Origin of the sequence: Methylobacterium sp. PvP105 (genome assembly GCF_017876975.1) — a bacterium.
Lineage (GTDB): Bacteria > Pseudomonadota > Alphaproteobacteria > Rhizobiales > Beijerinckiaceae > Methylobacterium > Methylobacterium radiotolerans.
On record NZ_JAGIPA010000001.1, the window covers coordinates 4130741 to 4152678 of the forward strand.

The 21938-nt window shown below is 71.1% G+C and carries 24 protein-coding genes; 15 read left to right on the plus strand and 9 right to left on the minus strand.

The window, feature by feature from the left end:
* Positions 1–46 precede the first annotated feature (46 nt).
* Positions 47–724 (minus strand): TetR/AcrR family transcriptional regulator, encoded by a 678-nt coding sequence (locus tag J3A75_RS20355; RefSeq protein ID WP_024829608.1) that lies wholly within the window; start codon positions 722–724, stop codon positions 47–49.
* 223 nt (positions 725–947) lie between these two features.
* Between J3A75_RS20355 and J3A75_RS20360 the strand changes: the two genes are divergently transcribed.
* From J3A75_RS20360 to J3A75_RS20370, 3 genes are all read left to right on the plus strand, one after another.
* On the plus strand, positions 948–1262 hold the full coding sequence (locus J3A75_RS20360) for a hypothetical protein (RefSeq protein WP_012319926.1): 315 nt from the start codon (positions 948–950) through the stop codon (positions 1260–1262).
* A gap of 125 nt (positions 1263–1387) precedes the next feature.
* Positions 1388–1789 (plus strand): thioredoxin family protein, encoded by a 402-nt coding sequence (locus J3A75_RS20365; RefSeq protein ID WP_024829607.1) that lies wholly within the window; start codon positions 1388–1390, stop codon positions 1787–1789.
* A gap of 94 nt (positions 1790–1883) precedes the next feature.
* Positions 1884–3065, plus strand: a complete 1182-nt coding sequence (locus tag J3A75_RS20370; protein WP_024829606.1) for a glycosyltransferase — start codon at positions 1884–1886, stop codon at positions 3063–3065.
* Positions 3066–3070: 5 nt separating this feature from the next.
* Here the strand turns inward: J3A75_RS20370 and J3A75_RS20375 are convergent, their stop codons facing one another.
* Complete coding sequence (locus J3A75_RS20375) at positions 3071–4012, minus strand: helix-turn-helix domain-containing protein (protein WP_024829605.1); 942 nt, start codon at positions 4010–4012, stop codon at positions 3071–3073.
* 121 nt (positions 4013–4133) lie between these two features.
* Positions 4134–4901 (minus strand): zinc-ribbon domain-containing protein, encoded by a 768-nt coding sequence (locus J3A75_RS20380; RefSeq protein ID WP_071000695.1) that lies wholly within the window; start codon positions 4899–4901, stop codon positions 4134–4136.
* 181 nt (positions 4902–5082) lie between these two features.
* Between J3A75_RS20380 and ftsE the strand changes: the two genes are divergently transcribed.
* From ftsE to J3A75_RS20395, 3 genes are all read left to right on the plus strand, one after another.
* Positions 5083–5775 (plus strand): cell division ATP-binding protein FtsE, encoded by a 693-nt coding sequence (gene ftsE / locus J3A75_RS20385; RefSeq protein WP_020093599.1) that lies wholly within the window; start codon positions 5083–5085, stop codon positions 5773–5775.
* Positions 5772–6740, plus strand: a complete 969-nt coding sequence (locus J3A75_RS20390) for a cell division protein FtsX (RefSeq protein ID WP_012319932.1) — start codon at positions 5772–5774, stop codon at positions 6738–6740. The genes ftsE and J3A75_RS20390 overlap by 4 nt, the downstream gene beginning before the upstream one ends.
* Before the next feature lie 152 nt (positions 6741–6892).
* Complete coding sequence (locus tag J3A75_RS20395) at positions 6893–7669, plus strand: YdcF family protein (RefSeq protein WP_012319933.1); 777 nt, start codon at positions 6893–6895, stop codon at positions 7667–7669.
* Positions 7670–7696: 27 nt separating this feature from the next.
* Here J3A75_RS20395 and J3A75_RS20400 read toward each other — a convergent pair whose 3' ends face one another.
* From J3A75_RS20400 to J3A75_RS20410, 3 genes are all read right to left on the minus strand, one after another.
* Positions 7697–8020: a hypothetical protein gene (locus J3A75_RS20400; protein WP_012319934.1), complete on the minus strand. Its 324-nt coding sequence runs from the start codon at positions 8018–8020 to the stop codon at positions 7697–7699.
* Positions 8020–8487, minus strand: a complete 468-nt coding sequence (gene ptsN, locus J3A75_RS20405; RefSeq protein WP_012319935.1) for a PTS IIA-like nitrogen regulatory protein PtsN — start codon at positions 8485–8487, stop codon at positions 8020–8022. Before ptsN ends, J3A75_RS20400 begins: the two co-directional genes overlap by 1 nt.
* Before the next feature lie 144 nt (positions 8488–8631).
* Positions 8632–9225 (minus strand): HPF/RaiA family ribosome-associated protein, encoded by a 594-nt coding sequence (locus J3A75_RS20410; protein WP_012319936.1) that lies wholly within the window; start codon positions 9223–9225, stop codon positions 8632–8634.
* Between the two features lie 167 nt (positions 9226–9392).
* Here J3A75_RS20410 and J3A75_RS20415 point away from each other — a divergent pair, with 167 nt between their 5' ends.
* From J3A75_RS20415 to J3A75_RS20425, 3 genes are all read left to right on the plus strand, one after another.
* Positions 9393–10961 (plus strand): glucan biosynthesis protein D, encoded by a 1569-nt coding sequence (locus J3A75_RS20415; RefSeq protein ID WP_059409775.1) that lies wholly within the window; start codon positions 9393–9395, stop codon positions 10959–10961.
* 53 nt (positions 10962–11014) lie between these two features.
* A complete protein-coding gene (gene mdoH / locus J3A75_RS20420) occupies positions 11015–13174 on the plus strand; it encodes a glucans biosynthesis glucosyltransferase MdoH (protein ID WP_245364410.1) in 2160 nt (719 codons plus the stop codon).
* A gap of 194 nt (positions 13175–13368) precedes the next feature.
* Positions 13369–13536 (plus strand): hypothetical protein, encoded by a 168-nt coding sequence (locus J3A75_RS20425; RefSeq protein WP_012319939.1) that lies wholly within the window; start codon positions 13369–13371, stop codon positions 13534–13536.
* Positions 13537–13556: 20 nt separating this feature from the next.
* Here the strand turns inward: J3A75_RS20425 and J3A75_RS20430 are convergent, their stop codons facing one another.
* Complete coding sequence (locus J3A75_RS20430; RefSeq protein ID WP_012319940.1) at positions 13557–13757, minus strand: hypothetical protein; 201 nt, start codon at positions 13755–13757, stop codon at positions 13557–13559.
* A 437-nt stretch (positions 13758–14194) separates the two neighbouring features.
* On the opposite strand from J3A75_RS20430, the gene J3A75_RS20435 reads away from it, so the two are divergent.
* From J3A75_RS20435 to J3A75_RS20445, 3 genes are all read left to right on the plus strand, one after another.
* The gene (locus tag J3A75_RS20435) at positions 14195–14425 is read left to right on the plus strand and encodes a hypothetical protein (RefSeq protein ID WP_024829601.1); all 231 of its coding nucleotides are present in this window, start codon (positions 14195–14197) and stop codon (positions 14423–14425) included.
* Positions 14426–14501: 76 nt separating this feature from the next.
* A complete protein-coding gene (locus J3A75_RS20440) occupies positions 14502–16820 on the plus strand; it encodes a Tex family protein (protein WP_024829600.1) in 2319 nt (772 codons plus the stop codon).
* Between the two features lie 150 nt (positions 16821–16970).
* Positions 16971–18182 carry a hypothetical protein gene (locus J3A75_RS20445; protein ID WP_059409773.1) on the plus strand — a complete coding sequence of 404 codons (1212 nt, stop codon included), beginning with the start codon at positions 16971–16973 and terminating at the stop codon, positions 18180–18182.
* 54 nt (positions 18183–18236) lie between these two features.
* Here J3A75_RS20445 and J3A75_RS20450 read toward each other — a convergent pair whose 3' ends face one another.
* Positions 18237–19034: a glycosyltransferase family 2 protein gene (locus J3A75_RS20450; protein ID WP_070999808.1), complete on the minus strand. Its 798-nt coding sequence runs from the start codon at positions 19032–19034 to the stop codon at positions 18237–18239.
* A gap of 49 nt (positions 19035–19083) precedes the next feature.
* Positions 19084–19653 carry a glycosyltransferase family 2 protein gene (locus tag J3A75_RS20455; RefSeq protein WP_041372344.1) on the minus strand — a complete coding sequence of 190 codons (570 nt, stop codon included), beginning with the start codon at positions 19651–19653 and terminating at the stop codon, positions 19084–19086.
* Positions 19654–20014: 361 nt separating this feature from the next.
* Between J3A75_RS20455 and J3A75_RS20460 the strand changes: the two genes are divergently transcribed.
* The 3 genes from J3A75_RS20460 to J3A75_RS20470 all read left to right on the plus strand — a co-directional run bounded on the left by J3A75_RS20460 (position 20015) and on the right by J3A75_RS20470 (position 21878).
* The gene (locus tag J3A75_RS20460; protein ID WP_012319946.1) at positions 20015–21232 is read left to right on the plus strand and encodes a flagellin; all 1218 of its coding nucleotides are present in this window, start codon (positions 20015–20017) and stop codon (positions 21230–21232) included.
* 260 nt (positions 21233–21492) lie between these two features.
* A complete protein-coding gene (locus J3A75_RS20465) occupies positions 21493–21738 on the plus strand; it encodes a hypothetical protein (RefSeq protein ID WP_012319947.1) in 246 nt (81 codons plus the stop codon).
* A complete protein-coding gene (locus tag J3A75_RS20470; RefSeq protein WP_158682009.1) occupies positions 21735–21878 on the plus strand; it encodes a hypothetical protein in 144 nt (47 codons plus the stop codon). The genes J3A75_RS20465 and J3A75_RS20470 overlap by 4 nt, the downstream gene beginning before the upstream one ends.
* The last annotated feature ends 60 nt before the right edge of the window (positions 21879–21938 follow it).

Consider the following 21938-nt stretch of genomic DNA (forward strand, 5'->3'; position numbering starts at 1 on the left):
GCTGTTCATGTGAACGCGGTTAACATGCGGGTGCGGCGCGGGCCTTTCAAGGCCGCCCGGCGCCGTCGTCGCGCTCGCCGGGGCGCCCAGCCCCGTGGACGAGGGCGAGCACTCCGGCCCGCAGGAGCTCGTACTTGTCGGGGAAGCCGGGGCCGCGCGGTAGATGTCCGGCGGCCGAGAGGGTCGCGAGGCCGTGGGCCAGGGCCCAGACTTCCAGGGCGATGAAGCGCGGCGCCACGCCACCGAATCCGTCCGCGAAGGTCGACTGCAGTGCTTCCACCAGGAGATCGAAGGGGCTCGGCCGCGCCTCCGCGCCGGCGGCTCCGGCGGGCGTATCCGGTTCGGCCCCGCCCGCGGGCGCACCGCGGGTCTCGAAGATCGCCGCGTAGTAGGCCGGCTCCTCCTCGGCGAAGGCGAGGTAGGTCTCACCCATCCGGGTGAACCGCTCCAGGGGCGTCCCGCGCGACGTCAGGGCCCGCGCCAGGCGCGCGGCGAGCTCGGCGAAGCCGCGCCCGGCGAGTTCCTCGAGAAGCGCCTCGCGGCCCCGGAAATGGCGGTACAGCGCGGCCGGCGTCACGCCCACGAGGCGCGCAGCGTCGACAAGGGTGAAGCCGCCGATCCCGCGCTCGGCGATGAACCGGCGCGCGGCCTCCAGGAGGGCCTCCTTCAGATTGCCGTGATGGTAGCTCCGCCGGTCGTCCGGCCCGTCCCGCCAGGGTCGCAAGATCTCATATCCTTCACGCGCCTATTACACCTCACCGAACCTCTGCACCGCTGTCGAGTCCGAAGACCAACGACCGCGGATTTTCGAGGTCGGCCTCTACATGACAGCCGAAGACGACGGTTGTTTCGGGCGCATGGGGCGACGCTTGACCGCCCCCGGGCCGGCGTAACACTATTACACGCGGGCCGCTGGGGCTTCCATCGCAGGACGACGAGCATCGCGCATGGCCTTCGTGAGCCTCAAGGCGTGGCGGGCCCGCTCGGCGGAGCGCGCCGCGATCGCGGCGCGCCTGAAGCAGGACCTGCGGGCGGCCCTCGGCCTCGGCGAGGCCGACACGCTGGCGGTCAACGAGATCGCCTGCGCCGATCCGGGCTGCCCCGACATGGAGACCATCGTGCTGGTGATGCGCGCCGGCGCGCCCACGCGAGCCCTGCGAATCAGGCGCCCGATCGACGCCGTCGACCCCGACGACATCGCGGCGGTCGTGGCGGAAGACCGGTCATCCGAAGCGCGGCCGGGCGACGTCTCAACAATGTGATCCCGCGCGGGGGCAATCGGTCTCCGCGGCGCTCAGGTCACAGGGACGGGCCCGCGCGCGCGACGTAGCATCCCTCCAACAGCAGCGCGCCCCGCTCGGACGGGGTCGCGGGAGGAACGCACGCCATGAAGAGCCGCCGCCACGTCCTCGCGCTCGTCGGCCTCGCCCTCGCCGGTTCGAGCCTGCTCGGGGCTTCTGCCCGGGCGGGCGAGACCAGACCGTTCTCGGACGCCGCCTTCGAGGCCGCGCAGAGGAGCGGGAAGCCCGTGCTGATCGCGGTCAGCGCACCCTGGTGCCCGATTTGCCGGACGCAGAAGCCGATCCTCGCGAGGCTCTCGGCCGAGCCGCGCTTCAAGGACCTCCAGATCTTCGATATCGATTTCGACAGCCAGAAGGACCTGCTGCGGCGCCTGAACGTGCGGATGCAGAGCACGCTGATCGCCTACAAGGGCGCGACCGAGGTCGGCCGGTCGGTCGGTGAGACGCAGCCGGAATGGATCGAGGGGCTCGTCGAGAAGACGCTCTGACCGGGGGCGCTTCGCCCGTACCCCCTGTCCGGTCCCGTTCAGGGAAGCTCCGGCATAAGCCCGGACCAGGCCCGCGCGACGGGTCCGGCGGAGAATGTCACCGGTGTCGAGCACCCCTTTGTCAGACGTCCCGGGTCCCGACGCGATCGTGGCCGTACCCGTGCGCAACGAGGAGGAGCGGATCGCCGCCTGCCTGCGGGCGATCGACGCCCAGGCCGGTGCCGAACCGGGGCGGGTCGGGCTCGTGCTGTTCCTGAACAACTGCACGGACGGCACCGAGGCGCTCGTGGCCGCGCTGGTGCCGACGCTGTCGATCCCGGTCCGCGTGCTGGTCGAGAATTTCTCCGGCGCCCATGCCGGATGGGCCCGCCGGCGGGCGATGGACGCCGCCGCCGCGTGGCTGGGTGATGCGGGGAATGCGGGGATCATCCTGTCGACCGACGCCGACAGCCGCGTCCCGCCCGACTGGGTGGCGCGCAACCGCGCGGCGATCGAGGCGGGCGCCGACGCGGTGGCCGGCCGGGTCGAGCTCGACGCGGCCGAGGCGGCGCTGCTGCCGCCCTCGCTCCCCGCCCGTGGCCGTCTGGAGGACGCTTACGACGCCCTGATCACCGAGGCCGAGGCGCGGATCGACCCCGATCCGAACGACCCCTGGCCCTGCCACCGGACCGCGATCGGCGCGACCCTCGCGGTAACCCGCCGCGCCTACCTCGCGGTCGGCGGCATGCCCGAGATCCCGCTGGGCGAGGACGGCGCCTTCGTCGCGCGGCTGCTGGAGCACGGTCTGCGGGTCCGGCACGCCACCGACGTGTGCGTGACCATCTCGGCCCGCCTCGCCGGGCGCGCTCCGGGCGGCGTGGCCGACACGATCCGCTCTCGCTGCGAGGAGCCCGACGCGCTCTGCGACGCCCGCATGGAGACCTTCCCGCGCGCCGTGCGGCGCTACCTCTGGCGCCGGCGCTTCCGCCAGATGCACGGGCGCGGGGCGCTCGCGCGGGGCGACGGTTGGGCGCGGGCGATCGGGATCGCCCCGACGGAGGCGCGGCGCATCGCGGCCCTCCCCCTCGGGCAGGCCATCGCGGAGGCGGAGCGCGCCAGCCCGCGCCTGGCCTACCGCCCGATCGGCCCGCGCCAGCTCCCGGCGCAGATCCGGATCGCGCGAGTAGGCGTGGTCGCGATCCGCCTCGGCCTGGGGCTCGCCGGCGCGGCGCAGCGGATCGCGGGTGCGGCCGCGCCCGAGCGGCCGGTCACCGACCCGCGCGGCAGCCGGGTCTGATCTCGTCAGGGGCGGCGTTCCAGCACGTCCCGGGGCGCCACGCCGAACCGGCGGCGGAAGGCGCGGCTGAAGGTGGCCGCGTCGGTGAATCCGCAGCTGGTCATCACCGACGCGATGCGGGTACCGCCGCGGAGCCGCCGGTAGGCCCGGTCGAGCCGGGCGTCGCGGATCTTCGCCGCCACCCCCTCGTCGCCCGTGAAGGCCGCGTAGAGCCGGCTCCGCGAGACCCGCAGGGCGGCCGGCAGCGATTCCGGCCCGAAGGCGGGATCGTGCAGCCGGCGCTCGATATGGGCGAGCGCCAGGGCCCGCACGGCGTCGCCGGACAGGTCATCGCCGGCCTTCTCGCCCTGCCCGTCCGCGAGAGCCCGCAGCAGATGCAGGACGCCCTCGAGAGCGATGCCGGCCTCCGCCTCCGACAGGCCGCCGATCGTCTCGGAGAAGGAGCGGAGATAGGTCGCGAACAGGCCGCTGAGCGGCGTCGCGCGGAGCCTGCGCCCGGCGAAGGCCTGCACGCTGCCGACCTGGCTCAGGAAGGCGGCGCGCGGCACCTGGAGGCGGATCTCCTCGTAGGAGTCGCGGCTCCCGATCGCGAAGGGCTGGTCCATGGCGTGGACGGTGACGTCGCCGGCGCTCAGTAAGGCACCGCCATTGCCCTGCTCGACGTAGCCGCTGCCCTGCAGAAGGAGCACGATCGCGATGTCGTCCCGCCCGTCGCGCCGCACGTGCTGCGCCGTGCGCTCCACGCCGATCGGGTTGCTGAGGGTGTGGAGGACCGCGCCGTGACGGGTGATCGCGAGGCGGCGGCCCGCCGCGAACGGCACGTCGGGCGCCAGCGGCGTCGCGTGGACGCGCGCCAGCACCGTACTGCGCCAGTAGTCGAAGGCGTGCTTCTGCTCGACCGCGTCGGTCGTCTCGACGAGGATGGGAACGGTTTCGCGAACACTCACAGCATGGCGGTCCCGGGCGCCGACGACGGGCGCCGCTCACATCCGCGCCGCGGGCCTGTTGGGAAGGTTGCAGATCCGACCATCAGCCGCAACCTGAACGAAGTGCTGAGGCGGCCCCGCCTCAACGCTCCGCGGCCGCAACCCGCGGCTCGGGGCGGGTCGCGGCCGCGTCGGCGAAATGCACGATCACGGCGCGCCCTGCGGCCGGCGGCGCGAGCAGGCTCGCGCGGAACCGCGCGGTCTCGGTCGCGGCGAGGACCGTCCGGGGCGGCGGGACCGACACTGTCTTGATCGTCCGACCGCCGGCGTCGCGGATCTCGACGCTCAGCGGCCCCACGGGCGCGTCCGTGCGGGCGACGCCGACCAGGTCGCCCTCGATGACGAGTTCGGCGGGACTGTCGTCCTCCGCCGGGTTGTTGAAGGCGACGACGTCGCGGATCTCGATGCCGCGCACGTTCACCGGCAAGCCGATGCGGGCGAACAGGGAGGCGGTCTGCGGGACGGCCCGGACCACGGCGGTGCGGGCGAGGCAGACCAGCGGGATCGCCGCCAGGAGCGTCAGGCCGAACGCCAGCGAGGGTGTCAGGCCCGGGATCGCGCGGCGGGGCTGTCCGGCGGCCTTCCTGGGCTTGGCTGACCGTCGGGCCTTGGGAGCCGGGACCTCGGTCGCGTTCCGCACCGAGGCGGTCGCCTCCTCCCAGGCCGCGTCCGCGACGGGATCGGTCTCGGTCTGCGCGGCGAGTTCGGCCTCGTGGCCGGCGAGGACGTCGGCCGGCGAGATGAACCACGTCTCGCGGCAGGCGGCACAGCGGACCGAGCGGCCCTCCATGCCGACCTTGCTGGCGTCGATGCGATATTCGCTCGCGCAGCTCGGGCAGGCGATCAGCATCCGCGCCATACTCGCATCGATCGGCCGCGACCGGGCCGGACAGTGAATTGCTTGAAGAAGTGTCGCCGAACAGGGTTAAGGGGCCGTGAAATCCCCGAGGCCTTGAAAACGCCCGCCGCTCCGGCGATTCCCGAGGGATGGACAGACGAGATACGGCACGGCCTTGAACCTACAGGCGAGCATGAAGAGCCTGCTGCCCGGCGCGGAGCGGCCGGTGGTGCAGTTCGAGAATGTCGGCATGCGCTACGGCCTCGGGCCGGAGGTGCTGTCCGACGTGAGCTTCCGCATCGCGCCGCGCTCCTTCCAGTTCCTGACCGGCCCGTCCGGGGCCGGGAAGACGACGCTGCTGCGCCTGATCCTGCTGTCGGTGCGGCCGACCCGCGGGCTCGTCTCGATCTTCGGCGAGGAGGTGAGCGACATCTCCGCGAAGGCGCTGACCGGGCTCCGGCGCCGGATGGGCGTGGTGTTCCAGGACTTCCGGCTCCTCGACCACCTGACCACCTACGAGAACGTCGCCCTGCCCCTGCGCGTCCAGGGCCGGGCCGAGGCGAGCTACCGGGCCGAGGTGGTGGAGCTGCTGCGCTGGGTCGGCCTCGGCGAGCGCATGCACGCCCTGCCCCCGCTGCTCTCGGGCGGCGAGAAGCAGCGCGCCGCCATCGCCCGCGCCCTGATCGCGCGGCCCGACCTGCTGCTCGCGGACGAGCCCACCGGCAACGTCGATCCGGGCCTGGGGCGGCGGCTGCTCCGCCTGTTCCTGGAGCTGAACAAACTCGGGACCTCGGTCATCATCGCCACCCACGATTTCGGCATCATGGACGCCGTCGATGCCCGCCGGATGGTCCTGGGCGAAGGCCGGCTGCGGATCGAGGAATGAGCACTCAGGCGATGCCGCGGACGAAGGCCGGTGGACCGGCCGTGCCGCCCGACCCGTCGGTGCCGGCCAACCTGCGCCGCAACGCGCCGCTGGTGCCCACCGACACGGCCGCCGGCCGCTCCCTGGCCGCGGTCATCGCGATCCTGACCTTCCTCGCCGGCCTCTGCGCGGGCGCGGCCGAGATGGTCGCGACGAACGCCGCTCAGTGGCAGGGCGACGTGGCCCGCGAGGTCACGATCCAGGTCCGGCCCGGACCCGGCCGGGACGTCGACGCCGACGTCGGCCGCGCCGACGCCATCGCCAAGGCCGAACCGGGGATCGCGGAGACGCGGGTGTTCAGCAAGGCCGAGGCCGAGCGCCTGCTCGAGCCGTGGCTCGGCACCGGGCTCGACCTCTCCGACCTCCCGGTGCCGCGCCTGATCGCCCTCAAGCTCTCCAGCGGCCAGGCGGCGGACCTGAAGCGTCTGCGATCACGCCTCGTCGAGGCGCTGCCGGGCGTCGCCAGTCTCGACGACCACGCCCTCTGGCTCCAGCGGCTCTCGACCGCCGCCAACGCCTTCGTGGGGATCGGGATCGGGCTGGTGCTGCTCGTCCTGATCGCCACCGGCCTCGCCGTGACCTTCGCGACCCGTGGCGCCATGGCGAGCAACCGCGAGGTCGTGGAGGTGCTGCATTTCGTCGGCGCCGACGACGACTACATCGCCCGGGCGTTCCAGCGGCGCTTCTTCGGCCTGGGTCTCCGCGGCGGCGCGATCGGGGCCGGTCTGGCGCTCGTCGCCTTCGTGATCGCCGGTGTCCTCGCGCGGGCCGCGCGCTCCGGACCGGCCGGTCAGGAGGTCGAAGCGCTGTTCGGCGCGTTCCAGATCGGCCTGCGCGGCTACGCCAGCGTGATCCTGATCGGCGTGATCGCGTCCCTCGTCACGGGCGTCGTCTCGCGCGTGACCGTGCGGCGCTTCCTGGCTTAACGCCCGGCTGCGTCACGAAGACGTGGAAATAGGGGGTCTAGCCGGCACGTTTACCATCTGGAAACTTTATGGTTGCGGTGTGGAAACAGCCGACAGCGCCGGCCTCCGAGCCGCCGCAATCGGCGCTGATTCTCCGGAGGATGACCACGCGTATGCTGCGCGCATCGGATCCGCCCTCGACCGACGCCGTCGGCTGGGCCTGGCACGAGTGGGGTCTCCCGCGCCGCGCCGTCGTGCGCCCGCGCGAACGGCGGCGGATCGCTCTCTGGACCTGCAGCCTCGGCGCCGGACTCGGGATGCTGGCCCTGTTCGCCGGGTTTCTGGTATTCGTGAGCGCCCTCGCCCGCCACGAGCGGACGCCCACCGACCGGGCCGACGGGATCGTCGCGCTGACCGGCGGCGCCCAGCGGATCGGTGACGCGATCGACCTCCTCGCGGGCGGCTACGGCCGGCGCCTGCTCATCACCGGCGTCAACGAGCGGACCAGCCGCGACGAGATCGCCCGGCTGAACCCGACCCAGCGCGCCCTGATCGCCTGCTGCGTGGACCTCGACTACCGCGCGCGCAACACGATCGGCAACGCCATCGAGACGCGCCGCTGGATGCGCGCGCACCGGTTCAGCACGGTCGCGGTCGTGACCTCGAACTACCACATGCCGCGGACGCTGGTGGAACTCGACCACGCCCTGCAGGACAGCGACCGCGTGCTGCCGCATCCCGTCGTGACCGAGGCGTTCGACGCCGACCGCTGGTGGCAGAACCCGCCGGCCGCGCGACTCCTGGCCTCCGAGTACATGAAGTTCCTGGTCAGCTGGGTGCGCACGCGCTTCGAGGCCGATCCCGAGCGCTCCCGCGCCGCGATCCTGATCGGCCGCGGCAAGCCCGTGAAGATGGTGGCCGAGCCGCTGATGCTGCGCGGCGTCGATTGAGGGCGCGGCGCGCCCTCCGCCCTCGCCCTACTGCCCCTTGCAGCGGGCCTTGATCGCCGCCGAGAACTCGCGGTCCGATCCCTGGACCTGGGCGAGGCGCTCGCTGCGCTCCGAGCCGGACAGGCAGCGCCCGTAGACGCTCGCCACGCGCCGCATCGTCTCCACGTGTCGCCGCCAGACGCGGCAGTTCTTGGCATCGTCGCCGTCGGCCTGCTCCAGCTGCTCGAGGGCCTGGCGCTGCATCGACTGCGCCACCAGGACGTCGCGGGCGCAGGTGGTCTCGCCCTGGGCGGCGGCGCCGGAGACGCCGGCCGCGAGGATCAGGGCGGCGATGCGGAAGCTCGGGATCATCAGGCGGCCTGCGGTGCCGTCGAGCGCGTCAGGAGCGCGTAGAGCGCCCCGGCGTCCCGGGCGGCGCGGATATGCGCGAGCATGCCCGGCTCGCGCAGGATACGGGCCACCTGCGCCAGGGCCTTCAGGTGGTCGGCGCCGGCACCCTCGGGCGCGAGCAGCAGGAAGGCGATGTCCACGGGCTGGCCATCCAGGGCCTCGAAATCCACCGGGCGGTCGAAGCGCGCGAACAGCCCGAAGAGACGGTCCAGGCCGGGCAGCTTGCCGTGCGGGATCGCCACCCCGTCGCCGATGCCGGTCGAGCCGAGCCGCTCGCGCTGGAGAAGGGTGTCGAAGACGGGGCGCTCGCCGAGGGCGGGCAGGCGCCGCGCCGCCTGCGCGGCGAGATCCTGCAGCACCTGCTTCTTGGCGCGGGCGCGCAGGGCCGGCACGACCGACTCGGGGTCGAGGAATTCCAGAACTGGCATCGAACGACCGTTGCCCCGTCGCCCGCTCGCGAGGAAGCGGGCCTCGTCGCAGGGGCGTCGACGACCGTTCCGGCCGCGCCCCCGCTGGATTCAATGGGCGGGGAAACCAGCCGGTTCCGGCTCCGTTCCACCCGACCCGCAGCGTCACTCGGTGGCGTTCGGCGGGTCCACCCAGCCGATCGCTCCGTCGCTCCGCCGGTATACGACGTTGACGCGGCCGGTGCCAGCGTGGACGAACACAACCACTGGGGATCCCGTCATATCGAGGGCGGTCACCGCCTCGCCGATGGTGCGGCGCTGGAGGGTCTTGGTGCTCTCGGCGACGATCGGCGGGTGGGCGTCGCCCTCGGCGGCGTCGTCCTCCTCCACCTCCGGGGCGGCGAACACCGCGTAGGCAGCCTCGATGGCCGCGGCGTCGCCCGGGCCGGTCGCGTGCTGCTTCAGCTTGTGCTTGTAGCGCCGCAGTCGGGTCTCCAGGCGCTCGGCGGTCTGCTCGAAGCTCGAGCGCGCGTCGTGCGCGAAGCCGTTCGCCTCGATGGTCAGACCGGAGACGAGATGCAGCACGCAATCCGTCCGGAAGGCGGTGCCGTCGCGCCGGAGCGTGACGTGGCCGTTGCAGGAATCGTGCATGTGCGAGTCGAGATACTTGGCCTGGATCGCGGACATCCGCTCCTCGACGCGGCCGCGCAGACTCTCGCCGAGATCCACGCCGTGGCCAGTCACCCGCAACGATCCCATGCTGCCTCCCCCGTTCTGATGCAGTCGGCCGAATTAGAGAGCCGGCTCGGGTTAAGTCAACGGAGCCCCTTGCGGTTCAAGCAGTTGCTTAACCCTGGGTTCAGCCGGCGTGTCCGTATAGACGGGGCCGCCCGAACCCCAGCCCGCGACGTGAGACCACCGCCTGCATGACGATCGACTCCGGATTCTCCGCCACCGCGACACGCCGCGCCGTCCTGGGCGGCGCACTCGGTGCTGCCGCGGGACTGCTCCCGGCGGCCGCGCGGGCAGCCGACCCGGAGAAGGTCCCGGCTCTGCCCGGAAGCGGTGAGGCGTTCGAGGCGAACACGCTGACCGACCTCGCTCGCGCCCGCGCCGCCGCCCCCTACGCGGCGCCGAAGACCGGCGACGTGCCGGCCGTTCTCAAGAACCTCTCCCGCGAGGCCTACGAGGCCATCCGGCCCGCGGAGGGCCGCGCGGTCTGGGCCGACCGGAACGCCGGCTACGTCCTGGAGCCGCTGCTGCGGGGCTCGATCTTCGAGACGCCGGTCTCGCTGTTCGTCGTGGAGAACGGCCTCGTTCAGCCGGTCGGGTACGACAAGTCCGCCATCGCGGCGCCTGGCCTCGACCTGCCCGACCTGGCCGCCGACACGGCCTTCTCGGGCTTCCGCCTGCGCGCCCGGTTCGACGGCGCCGACGGGCTCTCGAACTTCGCCCTGTTCCAGGGCGGCTCGTTCTTCCGCCTCGTCGCCGAGGGCCAGGATTTCGGCATCAACGCCCGGGCCCTCGCCCTGCGTCCGGCCGATTCCCGCGGCGAGGAGTTCCCGCTGTTCCGGGCCCTGTTCATCGAGACGCCGCGCGCGGGTCAGCCGGTCGTCGTCCACGCCCTCGCGGAATCGGAATCCGCGACCGCGGCGTTCAGGATCACGCTGACGCCGGGCCGCGACGTCTCCACGGCGCAGATCGACGGAACGGTCTTCGCCCGCACCGAGCTGGACCATATCGGGCTCGGCGGCATGCAGGGCAGCTACCTGTTCGGCGCCCTCGACCGGAACCGCGTGGACGACCTGCGCGCTGCGGCCTTCTCGGTGGAGGGCTTGGCGATCCACAACGGCTACGGCGAGCCGATCTGGCGCCCCGTTCACAATCCCGAGGCGCTGCAGGTCTCGGCCTTCGTGGATCGCGGGCCCAAGGGCTTCGGCCTCATGCAGCGGGCCCGCGCCTACGACGATTTCGAGGACGACCGCCGCCACTGGGAGCAGCGCCCGTCCCTCTGGCTGGAGCCGCTCGACGACTGGAACGAGGGCGCGGTCACCTTGCTGGAGATCCCGAGCGATTCCGAGTTGAACGAGAATGTCTTCGCCTATTGGCGGCCCAAGGCGAAGCTGGCGAAGGGCGCGGAGATGCGATTCCAGTGCCGTCAGCACTGGTCGAAGGGCTGGCCGGACCCGCTGCCGCCGGAGATCGCCCGGGTGCGCGACAGCCGCTGCGGCCGCGGCAGCTCGGGCAATCGCCGGCTCTTCGCGGTGGATTTCGAGGGCGACGCGCTGTTCCAGCCCGGCGACATCGACGTCGACCTCGCGGCCTCGGCCGGGACGATCACGCGCCAGGAACGGTTTCGGTATTCCGATCGTAAGACCCTGCGGATCCTGTTCGAACTCGATCCGGGGAGCGAGCGCGCGAGCGAGTTGCGCCTCGCGCTCCGGCGCGGTCAGGCCCGGGCGAGCGAGACATGGCTGTTTCGCTGGACGCCTTGACCCGTCATCACGACAGCTGAGGACCGGCCTACCCCGTGCGATTGGACGAGACGATGACCCTGCCGCCAGCGACGGACGCCGGGTCCGGGCGCGACACCGCGACCGACGGCGGCCGCCACCTGCCGCCCGAGGCGCCCCTGTCCATGCCGGTTCAGGACCTGGCGCGCTGGGATCCGGGGCTCGGGCACCGATGGGTGCGCCGGGCCCGGACGCCCTGGCCGGAGCGGCTCCTGGTGTTCGGTGGCGCCGTGGCCCTGACGGCCTACGGCGGCTGGCAGATGGTCGAGACCGTGTCGGTCTCCGGCAGCCCGACCGCGCTCCAGCTCGTCTTGGTCGTCCTGTTCTGCCTGACCTTCTCGTGGATCGCGCTCGCCTTCACCAGCGCGGTGCTGGGTTTCGGGACGCTCCTGCGCCGACCGCGGCCGACGCCGGACCCGACGGCGCTGCGCACGCGGACCGCGGTCCTGATGCCGGTCTACAACGAGGCCACGGCCCGCACCTTCGCGGGGATCGAGGCCATGCGCGAGGCGGTCGAGGCCACCGGGCTCGGAGACCATTTCGACTGGTTCGTGCTGTCGGATTCGACCCAGCCCGACGCCTGGATCGCCGAGGAGCGCGCCTATCTCGACCTGCGCGGCCGGCTCGGTCCCGAGGCCCGGCTCTACTACCGGCACCGGCCGAAGAATCATCACCGCAAAGCAGGCAACATCGGCGATTTCGTCACCCGCTGGGGCGGCCGCTACGACCACATGCTCGTCCTGGACGCCGACAGTCTGATGAGCGGATCGGCGGTCGTGGCGCTCGCCGCCGCCATGGAGGCGGACCCGGATGCCGGCATCATCCAGACGCTGCCGCTGATCATCAACCGCAACACCCTGTTCGCCCGCCTCCAGCAATTCGCCGCCCGGATCTACGGTCCGGTGATCGCGGCCGGCCTCGCCGCGTGGTCCGGTCGGGACGGCAACTACTGGGGGCACAACGCGATCATCCGGACCCGCGCCTTCGCGGATTCCTGCGGCCTGCCCGACCTGCCCGGGAAGCCGCCCTTCGGTGGACACATCCTGTCCCACGACTTCGTCGAGGCGGCCCTGATCCGTCGCGCCGGCTGGGCGGTGTACATGCTCCATCGCCTGCCGGGCTCGTACGAGGAGAGCCCGCCGTCGCTGATCGACGTGGCGGTGCGCGACCGGCGCTGGGCGCAGGGCAATCTCCAGCACGCGCGCGTCATCGGCGCCGCGGGGCTGCATCCGGCCACCCGGCAGCACTTCGCCACCGGCATCGCCGGCTACCTGGCCTCGCCGCTCTGGCTGCTGCAGCTGATGGTCGGTATCCTGCTGGTTCTGCAGACGGCCACGGAGCGGCCGGACTATTTCGGCGGCGCCGGCTTCTCGCCGGTCTTCCCGCGCTTCGATCCGGTCCGCGCGCTCCAGCTGTTCGGCCTCACCATGGCGGTCCTGCTGGCACCCAAGCTCCTCGGCCTGATCCTGGCCCTGCTGGACGGCCCGGTGCGGCGCGCCTGCGGGGGCGCCGGGCGGCTGGTCCTGTCCAGCCTCGTCGAGATCCTGCTGTCCGCCCTCGTGGCGCCGGTGGCGATGGTGATCCAGTCGGGCTCCGTGATGGGCATCCTGCTCGGACGGGACACGGGTTGGAATCCGCAGCGGCGGGACGACGGCTCGATACCGCTGCGCGACATCGTCGTCCGCCATCGGTGGCACACGCTGCTGGGGCTGGTGGCGGGCGTCGCCGCCTTCGCGATCGCCACCTCGCTGTTCCTCTGGATGAGCCCGACGATCTTGGGTCTGGTGCTCGCGATCCCGATCTCCTGGGCGAGCGGCCAGCTCGGGCTCGGCCTGGCGCTCAAGCGCCGCCTGCTCCTCGCCACTCCCGAAGAGGCGGCGCCGCCTGAGATCGCCGTCCGCGCCGCCGCCCTCGCGGCGCGCAACGCGGAGCGCGGGTTCGACGATGCGGAAGCCCTCGCGGCCGTCCACGCCGACCCCGACCTCGCGCGCGCCCACGGCCAGATGCTCCCCCCGGGACATCGCCGCCCAAGGGGCGCGATCGACCCGGACCACACGCTGGCGACCGCCAAGATCTGCGAGGCCGAGACCGTCGCGGAGGCCCAGGCTTGGCTGTCGCCGAAGGAGCGCATGGCGCTCCTGCACGATCGCGCGCTCGTCGATCGCCTCGTCCGCCTCGACGCGAGCGGACGGTGATCGCGGTCCGGCAGCCTGCCGGGTGACGGCGCGCCCGCGCCGGGCGCCGAGCTCGGGATCGCTCCGAGCGGCTCACGGAGACGTGCCGTCCCGGTCCGACAGGAGGGCGCACCGAGGCCGCGGACAGGGTTGGATCGTGACAAGTGATTAACCATTCGGATCCTAGTCTCGATCATCGTCACTCGGATCCGGTCATGACCCTGCTGTTCGTGTTCCTGCTCCTGCCGCTCGCGGTCGCCATCGTGCTCGCCCGCGGCGAGCCGATCCGCACCATCAGCTGCCTCGGCGCGATGGGTGTGGGCTGCGTTATCGCCGCCACGAGCGTGGTCAGCCTCGTGCGCCACCGGATCCGGACGACCTGACGCCGGCGCGGCGAGCGGCGTCAGAGAAACCCGACCTGTCGCGGGCCGCCGCCGAGGCTTCGCCCGGCGCGGGCGACGAGCTGGGAGAAGGCCAGGGCCGCCGCCGTGGCCTGGGCGCGGGACGGGAAGCTGCGCCGCGACTCGACAACGGGCTCGTCAGTCTCGTTGACGAGGACCCAGGACCAGAGCGACCGGCTACGCTCTCGGATCTCGAATTGCACGAGCGCCTCCCTTTGCGGGACATGCGAAGCGGAAGTTTTGCATCGACGGGTGACATCCCGATGACGGTGCGTCTCGATCATCAAGACGTGCCGACCGTCCAGGAATCCGTGCGAAGACTTCTGTTTCCGTGAACGGATCGCCGGGACATCGATAGTTCGGCATCGCGCCAGCTATCCATCGTGATCTGATCGACCCAGGCATCTGCGAATCCCGTGCCAGGATAACCCAGCGGCCGGCCAGCTATCCCGAGAATCTGTGCTGGTCCCGCTGGGTCCGGCTCAGCTCCGCCGACCCCAAGCTGCATCGGGACTGCAACAGGATTGCGGCGCGCGGACTTGACTGGATTGTCTGGATCTCGATGCTCTAGCCCGTTGCGGGCGGGGTCGAGGGCATTCTGGCGCCAGCACCCGGTGGCGCTGCGACGCGGATCGACGTGATGACAGATCACAGCAGAGTCCCGAACGCGCGGTCGCGCCGCATCCTCGGCGATCTGGCCGAGACACTCGGATGTTCGGTCGACGTCTTCTTCGATCCGAGCCAGAACGACGACTTGTCGATGACCGAAGAGCTGCTGAACCTGTGGTTCTCCATCGAGGATCCAGCAGCCCGGCACCGCATCCTGGACTGTGCCCGGGCCCAGAAGGCGGAGGCTCAGCCGCACGCCTGACCGGTGCCTTGTTTCCGGCGGCTTGGCGCTCCACGCAGGCAGCCCGTCCGTCGCCGCGACCCCAGTCGGAGAAGCCATGAAAGCCGTGAACGCTCTGATCGCCGAGGAGCTCGGTGTCGGGGAGGCGCAGGTTGCCGCCACCGTCGCGCTCCTCGACGGCGGCTCGACCGTGCCGTTCATCGCGCGCTACCGGAAGGAGAATACTGGCGGCCTCGACGACACGCAGCTGCGCAGGCTGGAGGAGCGGCTGTCCTACCTGCGCGATCTCAACGAGCGGCGCGCCGCGATCGTCGCGAGCATCACGGCGCAGGGCAAGATGTCCCCATCCCTGGCGGCGGCCCTCGACGCCGCCGACACCAAGGCGCGGCTGGAAGACCTGTACCTGCCCTTCCGGCCCAAGCGGCGCTCGAAGGCGCAATCCGCCCGCGAAGCCGGCCTCGAACCGCTCGCCCAGACCCTGCTGAGCCGGCCCGACCGCGCGCCCGCGTCGGTCGCGGCCGATTACGTGTCGGACGCGCGCGGCGTGCCGGACGTCGAGGCCGCGCTCGACGGCGCCCGCGCCATCCTGATCGAACGCTTCGCTGAGGACGCCGACCTCGTGGGACGATTGCGGGCGGATTACTGGCGGTCCGGGCAGCTTGTCTCGCGGGTGCGCAAGGGCAAGGCGAGCGAGGGGGCGAAGTTCTCGGACTACTTCGACTGGAGCGAGCGGCTGGAGCGGATGCCCTCGCACCGGATCCTGGCAATCTTTCGCGGTGAGCGGGAAGAGGTGCTCGACGTCGGCTTCGACGCGGAGGGCGAGGATTCGCCGCCGGGTCTACCCGGGCCGTTCGAGACGGCGATCTGCCGCCGCTTCGAGATCGCGTCGCGGGGGCGCCCCGGCGATGCCTGGCTCCTCGACACGGTCCGCACGGCGTGGCGGATGAAGATCCGGACCGGAATCAAGCAGGACCTGCGCGGCCGTCTGTTCGAGCGGGCCGAGGACGAGGCCGTGACAGTCTTCGCCGGGAACCTGAAGGACCTGCTGCTCGCTGCCCCGGCGGGCGGGCGGGCGACGATGGGGCTCGATCCGGGCTACCGGAACGGCGTGAAGGTCGCCGTGGCGGATCGAACCGGGCGGGTCGTCGCGGTGGAGACGACCTACCCGCACGAGCCGCAACGGCGCTGGCGCGAGGCCGTCGCGACGCTCGGCCGGCTGTGCCGGCTGCACGGCGTGGAGCTTCTCGCCGTCGGCAACGGCACCGCTTCCCGCGAGACCGAGCGCCTCGCCGCGGAGATCATCGCGGCCAACCCGGACCTGCCGCTCGCGAAGGTGATGGTCTCCGAGGCCGGCGCCTCGGTCTACTCGGCCTCTGAGATCGCCGCCAAGGAATTGCCCGACCTCGACGTGTCCCATCGCGGCGCGGCGTCGATCGCCCGCCGTCTCCAGGATCCCCTGGCGGAACTGGTCAAGATCGACCCCAAGTCGATCGGCGTCGGGCAGTACCAGCACGACGTGAGCGAGGCGAAGCTGTCGCGGTCGCTCGCGGCGGTGGTGGAGGACGCGGTCAACGCCGTGGGGGTGGACGTCAACACGGCCTCCCCGGCCCTCCTCGCGCAGGTCTCGGGTCTCGGCGGCGCGATGGCGGCGCGGATCGTCGCCCATCGCGACGCCCAGGGCCCGTTCCGGACGCGCGCGGCGCTCAAGAAGGTCCCGGGGCTCGGCCCGAAGACTTTCGAGCTGGCCGCGGGCTTCCTCCGCATCCAGGGCGGCGACGACCCGCTCGACGGGTCGGGAGTCCACCCGGAAGCCTATCCGGTGGTCCGCCGCATCCTCCAGGCGTTGAAGAGCGACATCCACGTCCTGCTCGGCAACGCCGCCCTGCTCGGCCGCCTCGTGCCGGAGCCGTTCGTCGACGCGCGCTTCGGCCTGCCGACCGTGCGCGACATCATCGCCGAGCTCGAGAAGCCGGGGCGGGACCCGCGGCCGGAGTTCAAGACGGCGCGCTTCCAAGAAGGCGTCGAGACGATCGGCGACCTCAAGCCCGGCATGCAGCTGGAGGGTGTCGTCACCAACGTCGCCGCCTTCGGGGCTTTCGTGGATATCGGCGTCCATCAGGACGGCCTCGTCCACATCTCGGCGATGGCCCGGCGACGGATCGCCTCGCCCACCGAGGTGGTCCGGATCGGTGAGGTCGTCCGGGTGCTGGTCCTCAACGTCGACGTCCCGCGCAAGCGCATCGCGCTGTCGATGCGGCTCGACGATCCCGTCGAGCCGGGCCAGCCGGCGCGGCGGACGGGCGAGCCGAAGCAGGACGCGCCGCGGAGCCGACCGAGCCCGGTGCCGGATCCCGCTCCGGGCGGGGCGCTGGCCGAGGCGCTCCGGCGCGCGGGCGCGGCGCCGCGGCGCGACTGAGCGGCGACCGCCCCGCGGACCGGGAACATGGTTAGCGCTTCGTAAACCTCCGTGCCGTCAGAGTGTGGGCGTCGTGCCGCGGTGCGCGATTCCAAACACCTGATCGCGATTCCGGGATCGCCGCGGCGGCCCCACGGCTCGGAGGCTCTGATGCAAGCGCACGTTGCGGGGATCGACAACCCGAACCCGATGATCGGCCCGGCACGCCTCATCCGGGCCGCCTTCGAGGGGGCCGACATGGCCGCCCTGGCCGCCGAGATCCTCGCGGAAGGCGGCGACTCCGCTCTCGACGCGGGAACGGCGCTGGACATGGCGACGATCCTGCTGCTGAAGCACCGCTTCACGGAAGGCCTCGCGCTCCAGAACGAGGTCTTGGACGGGCAGCGGCTCTTCTCGCTGCGCTCGAACCCGGATCAGGCGCGGGTCCGCGTCCTCGTCCTGGTGACCGCCGGCGATCTGATGGCCAACACGCCGATCGACTTCCTGCTCAACGACGGCGATTTCGGCCTCACCTACCTCTATCTTCGGCCCGGTGAGCCGGTGCCGCGCGATCTGCCCGCGCACGACGTGATCGTCACCGGCATCGCCTACGCGCGGACCGCCGAGCCGCTGCTGGAAGCCCTCGCGGCGGCGGCCGACCACTGGACGCGGCCGATCGTCAATCACCCGCGCCACGTGCTCAAGACCTCTCGGCACGGCATCGCGGACGCGCTGCGCGGTGCGGAGGGGATCCTGGCACCCGACGTCGTCCGCGTGAGCCGGTCCGTTCTGAGCGCGGCCGCGTCCCGCCAGACGGAGGGCCCGACCTACCCGCTGCTGGTGCGCCCCCTCGACACGCATGCCGGCAACGAGCTCCAGAAGGTCGATCGGGCGGAGGACCTGCAACTCTACCTCGCGCACACGGCCGCCGAGGCGTTCTACGTCACGCAGTACTGCGACTATCGCGGTCCCGACGGCCTCTTCCGGAAGCTCCGCGTCGTCCTGATCGACGGTGTGCCTTACCTCTGCCACATGGCCATCCGCGATCACTGGATGATCCACTACCTCAACGCCGGCATGCTGGAGGATCCGGTGAAGCGGCAGGTCGAGGCCGCGGCCATGGCCGCGTTCGACACCGACTTCGCCGAGCGCCACCGCGCCGCGTTCGCCGAGATCCACCGCAGGATCGGTCTCGATTACCTGGTCATCGACTGCGCCGAGAGCGCGGACGGCCGGCTGCTGATCTTCGAGGCGGATACCGGAATGGTCGTCCACGACATGGATCCGGTGGACCTGTTTCCCTACAAGGCGCCGCAGATGCGCCGGGTCTTCGCGGCGTTCCAGGACGCCTTGCGCGGGCGCGCTCGCGGGCGGGCCGCCTAGGGCGCGCGCCTCCGGGGCATCAGGGTGCCGGCGCCAAGTGATCCGCCCGGCGCCTCACCAGGGGATGCGGCCGAAGCGGTCGACCAGCCGCTGGTACTCGGCGTTGCTCTCGGCCTTGGACGTGCCGCCCTGGCCGACATCCGAGGTCCCGGAGCCCGGATGCACGAGGCGGCACACCAGCGGCAGGACGAAGCTGTGGCGCACGAGCCGCACGTTGGGGCCGCCGTTGCGCAGGACGTTGGCGAGCCACGGACGGACTTGGATCGCGTCCTGCAGCGTGACCGGCGCCGTCGCCTCGACGAGGTGGGCGCGGCGCAGGCCGGTCTCGGCGAGGCGGCCGAGCCACTCGTTGTCGTAGTGCCACTTCGAGGCCGGGCTGATCGCGCCGACCTGCGCGAAGGTGGCCCGCCGCATCAGCCAGCCCGACGGCGTCGCGAAGTCGTTGATCCGGACCACCTCGCCGGCCTCGTCGGTCTCCAGTTGCGTGGAGGACACGAAATCGAAGCTCTCGAGAGCCCTCAACGCGAAGCCCAGATAGGGCGGCAGCCAGTGATCGTCGTCCTCGAGGAAGCCGACGAGGTCCCAGCTGTCGTCGACGGCGCCGATGGCCGCGTTCAGCGCGGGGATCTGCCCCTTGCGCGCGCCGCGCGCGAAGGTGACCTGCGGGTGCGCGGCGAGCCGCGCCGGGATCTCGGTCTCCGGATCGGTCCCGACGAAGAAGTGGATCGTCGCCGGCCGGTCGAGCTCCTGGGCGTTGGCGCTCTCGATCGCGTGTTCCAGGAAGTACTGACCGGCCTTTCCGGCCAGGGTCGAGGGCTTGAGCCTCGACGGCGTGATGATCGCGATCCTCATTCCCAGGCCTCACCGTGTCGGGCGACGCGCGCCTCGGCACGCGTCGCTGTCAGAGCTTGAAGGACTGCTCGCCGATGTGGCCGAGCTCCTTGCTGAGATACGGATCACACCAGATCCGGAAGCCGGCGGCGCGGACCCGATCGCTGAAGTCGAAGTCCTCGCCGATGTTCACGCCGGCTTCCTCGTCGACGCGGAAGCGGAAATAGGGCTTCCTCAGCTTGTCGAAGACCGTGGCCTTGATCAGCAGAAAGCCGGTCGGGATCCGGGACATCTCCAGCAGACCCTTCGGCGCGTCGGCCGGCTGCTCCGGCAGAATGTCGCCCAGGAAGTGGAACGGGGCGGTGCGGCGCGAATAGGTCGCGCCGATGATGTCGACTTGCCGCACGAGGAGCTTGAGTAGCGCGTCCTTCGGAAACGTCATGTCGCTGTCGATGAACAGGACGTACTCCGCCCCGTACTTCTGCGCGTATTCGAGGCCGAGGTTGCGGGCGTCGGCGACGATCGACGACTTCCCGACGACGATCGACATCGGCATCTCGCCGAGCGAGTGCATCATCGATCCGAGGCTCACGGCGAAGTCCGCGTGGACCATGGTCCCACAGGGGATCGCGATCGCCACATGGGGTAACTTCGGCGACGCGGAAGGGGTCGCGGCGCCAACATCACTGGACGCTTGAGCGATCACATCTGAGCTCCCTGCAAGGTTCGCCCCGTCCTCTCCGCGCCGGCCGAACCGGATCGGCCCCGGTCGGGCAGGCGCGACAGAATTGGTCTGCGTCACAGCTTATGGCTGCGGATGGTTAATGGATCTTGAAGACGGCCCGAGATGCATAAATACTGAGCCTCTCAAGGATCGATTCATTAACGATCACTTCGGACGCACCTGGAGTCGGCAATTGATTTAACCCCTGCGAAACGTTTGGCGGACGATTACTGCCGTACCCGAGAAACGGGTGCATCAAATCAGAAAGATAAGACCCATGTCCTCGATCACCCTGTCGGCCGCCACGCGTCAGAACCTGCTCTCGCTGCAGGACACCGCCCAGCTGATGGCGACCACGCAGAACCGCCTCGCCACCGGCAAGACGGTCAACTCCGCCCTCGACAACCCGACCAACTTCTTCACCTCTCAGGCCCTCGACGGCCGCTCCTCGAGCCTGAACTCGCTCCTCGACGGCGTCTCCAACGGCATCCAGTCGATCCAGGCCGCCAACCAGGGCATCACCTCGATCCAGAAGCTCGTGGACCAGGCCAAGTCGATCGCCAACCAGGCGCTCTCGACCCAGCTCTCCACCACCGGCACCGCCGCCAACGCCTACAGCGCCAGCACCGCCTCCCAGACGGTCCTGCTGACGATCAACGGCACCTCGGTCTCCGCAACGGTCGCCGCCTCCTCGAGCATCAGCGCCACCGTTGCGGCCCTGAACTCTGCGGTCAGCTCGGCCTCGACCGCGTCGAGCGGCTCGTTCGGCGCCGGCGCGATCTTCTCGGTCGACAGCACCGGCACCAAGATCGTCCTGAACGCCCAGGCGGACGTCGAATTCCAGAACTCCGGCAGCCAGACGGCGCTCGGCTTCACCGCCTCGGCGACCACCGCCTCGACCTACGGCACCGCCGCCAGCACCGTCGTCTCCAGCGACCTGTCGATCTCGGGCGTGACGCAGCGCGCCTCGCTGGCGAACCAGTACAACAACCTGCTCAACCAGATCACGCAGCTCGCCGGCGACGCCAGCTACAACGGCGTCAACCTCATTGCCGGCAAGGGCAATGACTTGAACATCAAGTTCAACGATACCGGCAGCTCGACCCTCAACGTCGCCTCGGTCGACGCCACGGCGAGCGGTCTCGGTCTGTCGTCGATCACCAGCTCGAACAACTCGTCGAGCCAGAACGGTCTCGGCAACTTCCTGCTGAACTCGGACGTCAACAAGACCCTGGCGACCCTGACCAGCGCCGGCAACACGCTGACCTCCGCGGCGAGCTCCCTGGGCTCGAACCTGTCGGTCGTTCAGAACCGCCAGGACTTCTCCAAGCAGCTGATCAACGTGCTGCAGACGGGTTCGGCCAACCTGACGAACGCCGACCTGAACCAGGAGGCGGCGAACTCGCAGGCGCTGTCGACCCGTCAGTCGATGGGCATCTCGGCCCTGTCGCTGGCCAACTCCGCCCAGCAGGGCGTCCTCCAGCTCCTGCGGTAAGCGCCACGCACGTCGAAGAGACGGGCCGGCCGGGTCTCCCCGGTCGGCCCTTCTCTTTGGTCGCGCTCGCACGAACGCGAGGAGCACGGCGCAGGGCCGACCCGGCAAGGCGTCTTGGCGCGAGCTCCCATCCGCTCATGGCGGCGTGCGCGGCCGGGACGATCCAAAGGCCGTTCCGGCCCCGGGGTTGCAAAGCTTAACCGTATCGGCCAGCCTGTCCGTAGTTACTGCGTACCGATCCGAGCTGAGCCGGAGTGCCGATGCGAGTGAATCACGAGCGCCGCCTTCTCAACAAGGCTGCAGAGGCACGGGATTACCAGATCTCGATCCGCCAGAAAGCCGACGCCTCCTGGCCCAGCGATCACAGCCGGCTGACGGCGCTCGAGAGCACGGGGCATCTCCAGCGGATCGACCTGCACGATGGCCCGGATGGATCCGTGGCAGTCTGGCAGATCACCGCGGCCGGCCTCTCGCAGCTTCAGGCTCTGACGTCGGGAGCCGAATGATGGCGTCCGTGAAGATCCGCGCGACCGACGACGGGACCTTCGTGGTCTACCGCAACGGCGCGGCCGTCGCGTCGGGATTGACCCGCGAGCAGGCTGAGCGCTGCGCGACGGTTCTGGGCTGGATCGCGCAGGGGCGCTGACGGCACAGGGAGCCGTTTCCCGCCCCTCGGCGCGGCCGAGCGAGCGGCGACGGCAAGACC

Bases quoted from the DNA above. Each gene is read 5' to 3' on its own strand.
- J3A75_RS20440 (WP_024829600.1), top strand. From the start codon at position 14,502: ATGAAAGCCGTGAACGCTCTGATCGCCGAGGAGCTCGGTGTCGGGGAG.
- J3A75_RS20425 (WP_012319939.1), top strand. From the start codon at position 13,369: ATGACCCTGCTGTTCGTGTTCCTGCTCCTGCCGCTCGCGGTCGCCATC.
- J3A75_RS20400 (WP_012319934.1), bottom strand. From the start codon at position 8,020: ATGATCCCGAGCTTCCGCATCGCCGCCCTGATCCTCGCGGCCGGCGTC.
- J3A75_RS20445 (WP_059409773.1), top strand. From the start codon at position 16,971: ATGCAAGCGCACGTTGCGGGGATCGACAACCCGAACCCGATGATCGGC.
- J3A75_RS20415 (WP_059409775.1), top strand. From the start codon at position 9,393: ATGACGATCGACTCCGGATTCTCCGCCACCGCGACACGCCGCGCCGTC.
- J3A75_RS20470 (WP_158682009.1), top strand. From the start codon at position 21,735: ATGATGGCGTCCGTGAAGATCCGCGCGACCGACGACGGGACCTTCGTG.
- ptsN (WP_012319935.1), bottom strand. From the start codon at position 8,487: ATGCCAGTTCTGGAATTCCTCGACCCCGAGTCGGTCGTGCCGGCCCTG.
- J3A75_RS20395 (WP_012319933.1), top strand. From the start codon at position 6,893: ATGCTGCGCGCATCGGATCCGCCCTCGACCGACGCCGTCGGCTGGGCC.
- J3A75_RS20410 (WP_012319936.1), bottom strand. From the start codon at position 9,225: ATGGGATCGTTGCGGGTGACTGGCCACGGCGTGGATCTCGGCGAGAGT.
- mdoH (WP_245364410.1), top strand. From the start codon at position 11,015: ATGACCCTGCCGCCAGCGACGGACGCCGGGTCCGGGCGCGACACCGCG.
- J3A75_RS20390 (WP_012319932.1), top strand. From the start codon at position 5,772: ATGAGCACTCAGGCGATGCCGCGGACGAAGGCCGGTGGACCGGCCGTG.
- J3A75_RS20465 (WP_012319947.1), top strand. From the start codon at position 21,493: ATGCGAGTGAATCACGAGCGCCGCCTTCTCAACAAGGCTGCAGAGGCA.
- J3A75_RS20435 (WP_024829601.1), top strand. From the start codon at position 14,195: ATGACAGATCACAGCAGAGTCCCGAACGCGCGGTCGCGCCGCATCCTC.
- J3A75_RS20370 (WP_024829606.1), top strand. From the start codon at position 1,884: ATGTCACCGGTGTCGAGCACCCCTTTGTCAGACGTCCCGGGTCCCGAC.
- J3A75_RS20365 (WP_024829607.1), top strand. From the start codon at position 1,388: ATGAAGAGCCGCCGCCACGTCCTCGCGCTCGTCGGCCTCGCCCTCGCC.
- J3A75_RS20460 (WP_012319946.1), top strand. From the start codon at position 20,015: ATGTCCTCGATCACCCTGTCGGCCGCCACGCGTCAGAACCTGCTCTCG.
- J3A75_RS20450 (WP_070999808.1), bottom strand. From the start codon at position 19,034: ATGAGGATCGCGATCATCACGCCGTCGAGGCTCAAGCCCTCGACCCTG.
- J3A75_RS20360 (WP_012319926.1), top strand. From the start codon at position 948: ATGGCCTTCGTGAGCCTCAAGGCGTGGCGGGCCCGCTCGGCGGAGCGC.
- ftsE (WP_020093599.1), top strand. From the start codon at position 5,083: ATGAAGAGCCTGCTGCCCGGCGCGGAGCGGCCGGTGGTGCAGTTCGAG.
- J3A75_RS20380 (WP_071000695.1), bottom strand. From the start codon at position 4,901: ATGCTGATCGCCTGCCCGAGCTGCGCGAGCGAATATCGCATCGACGCC.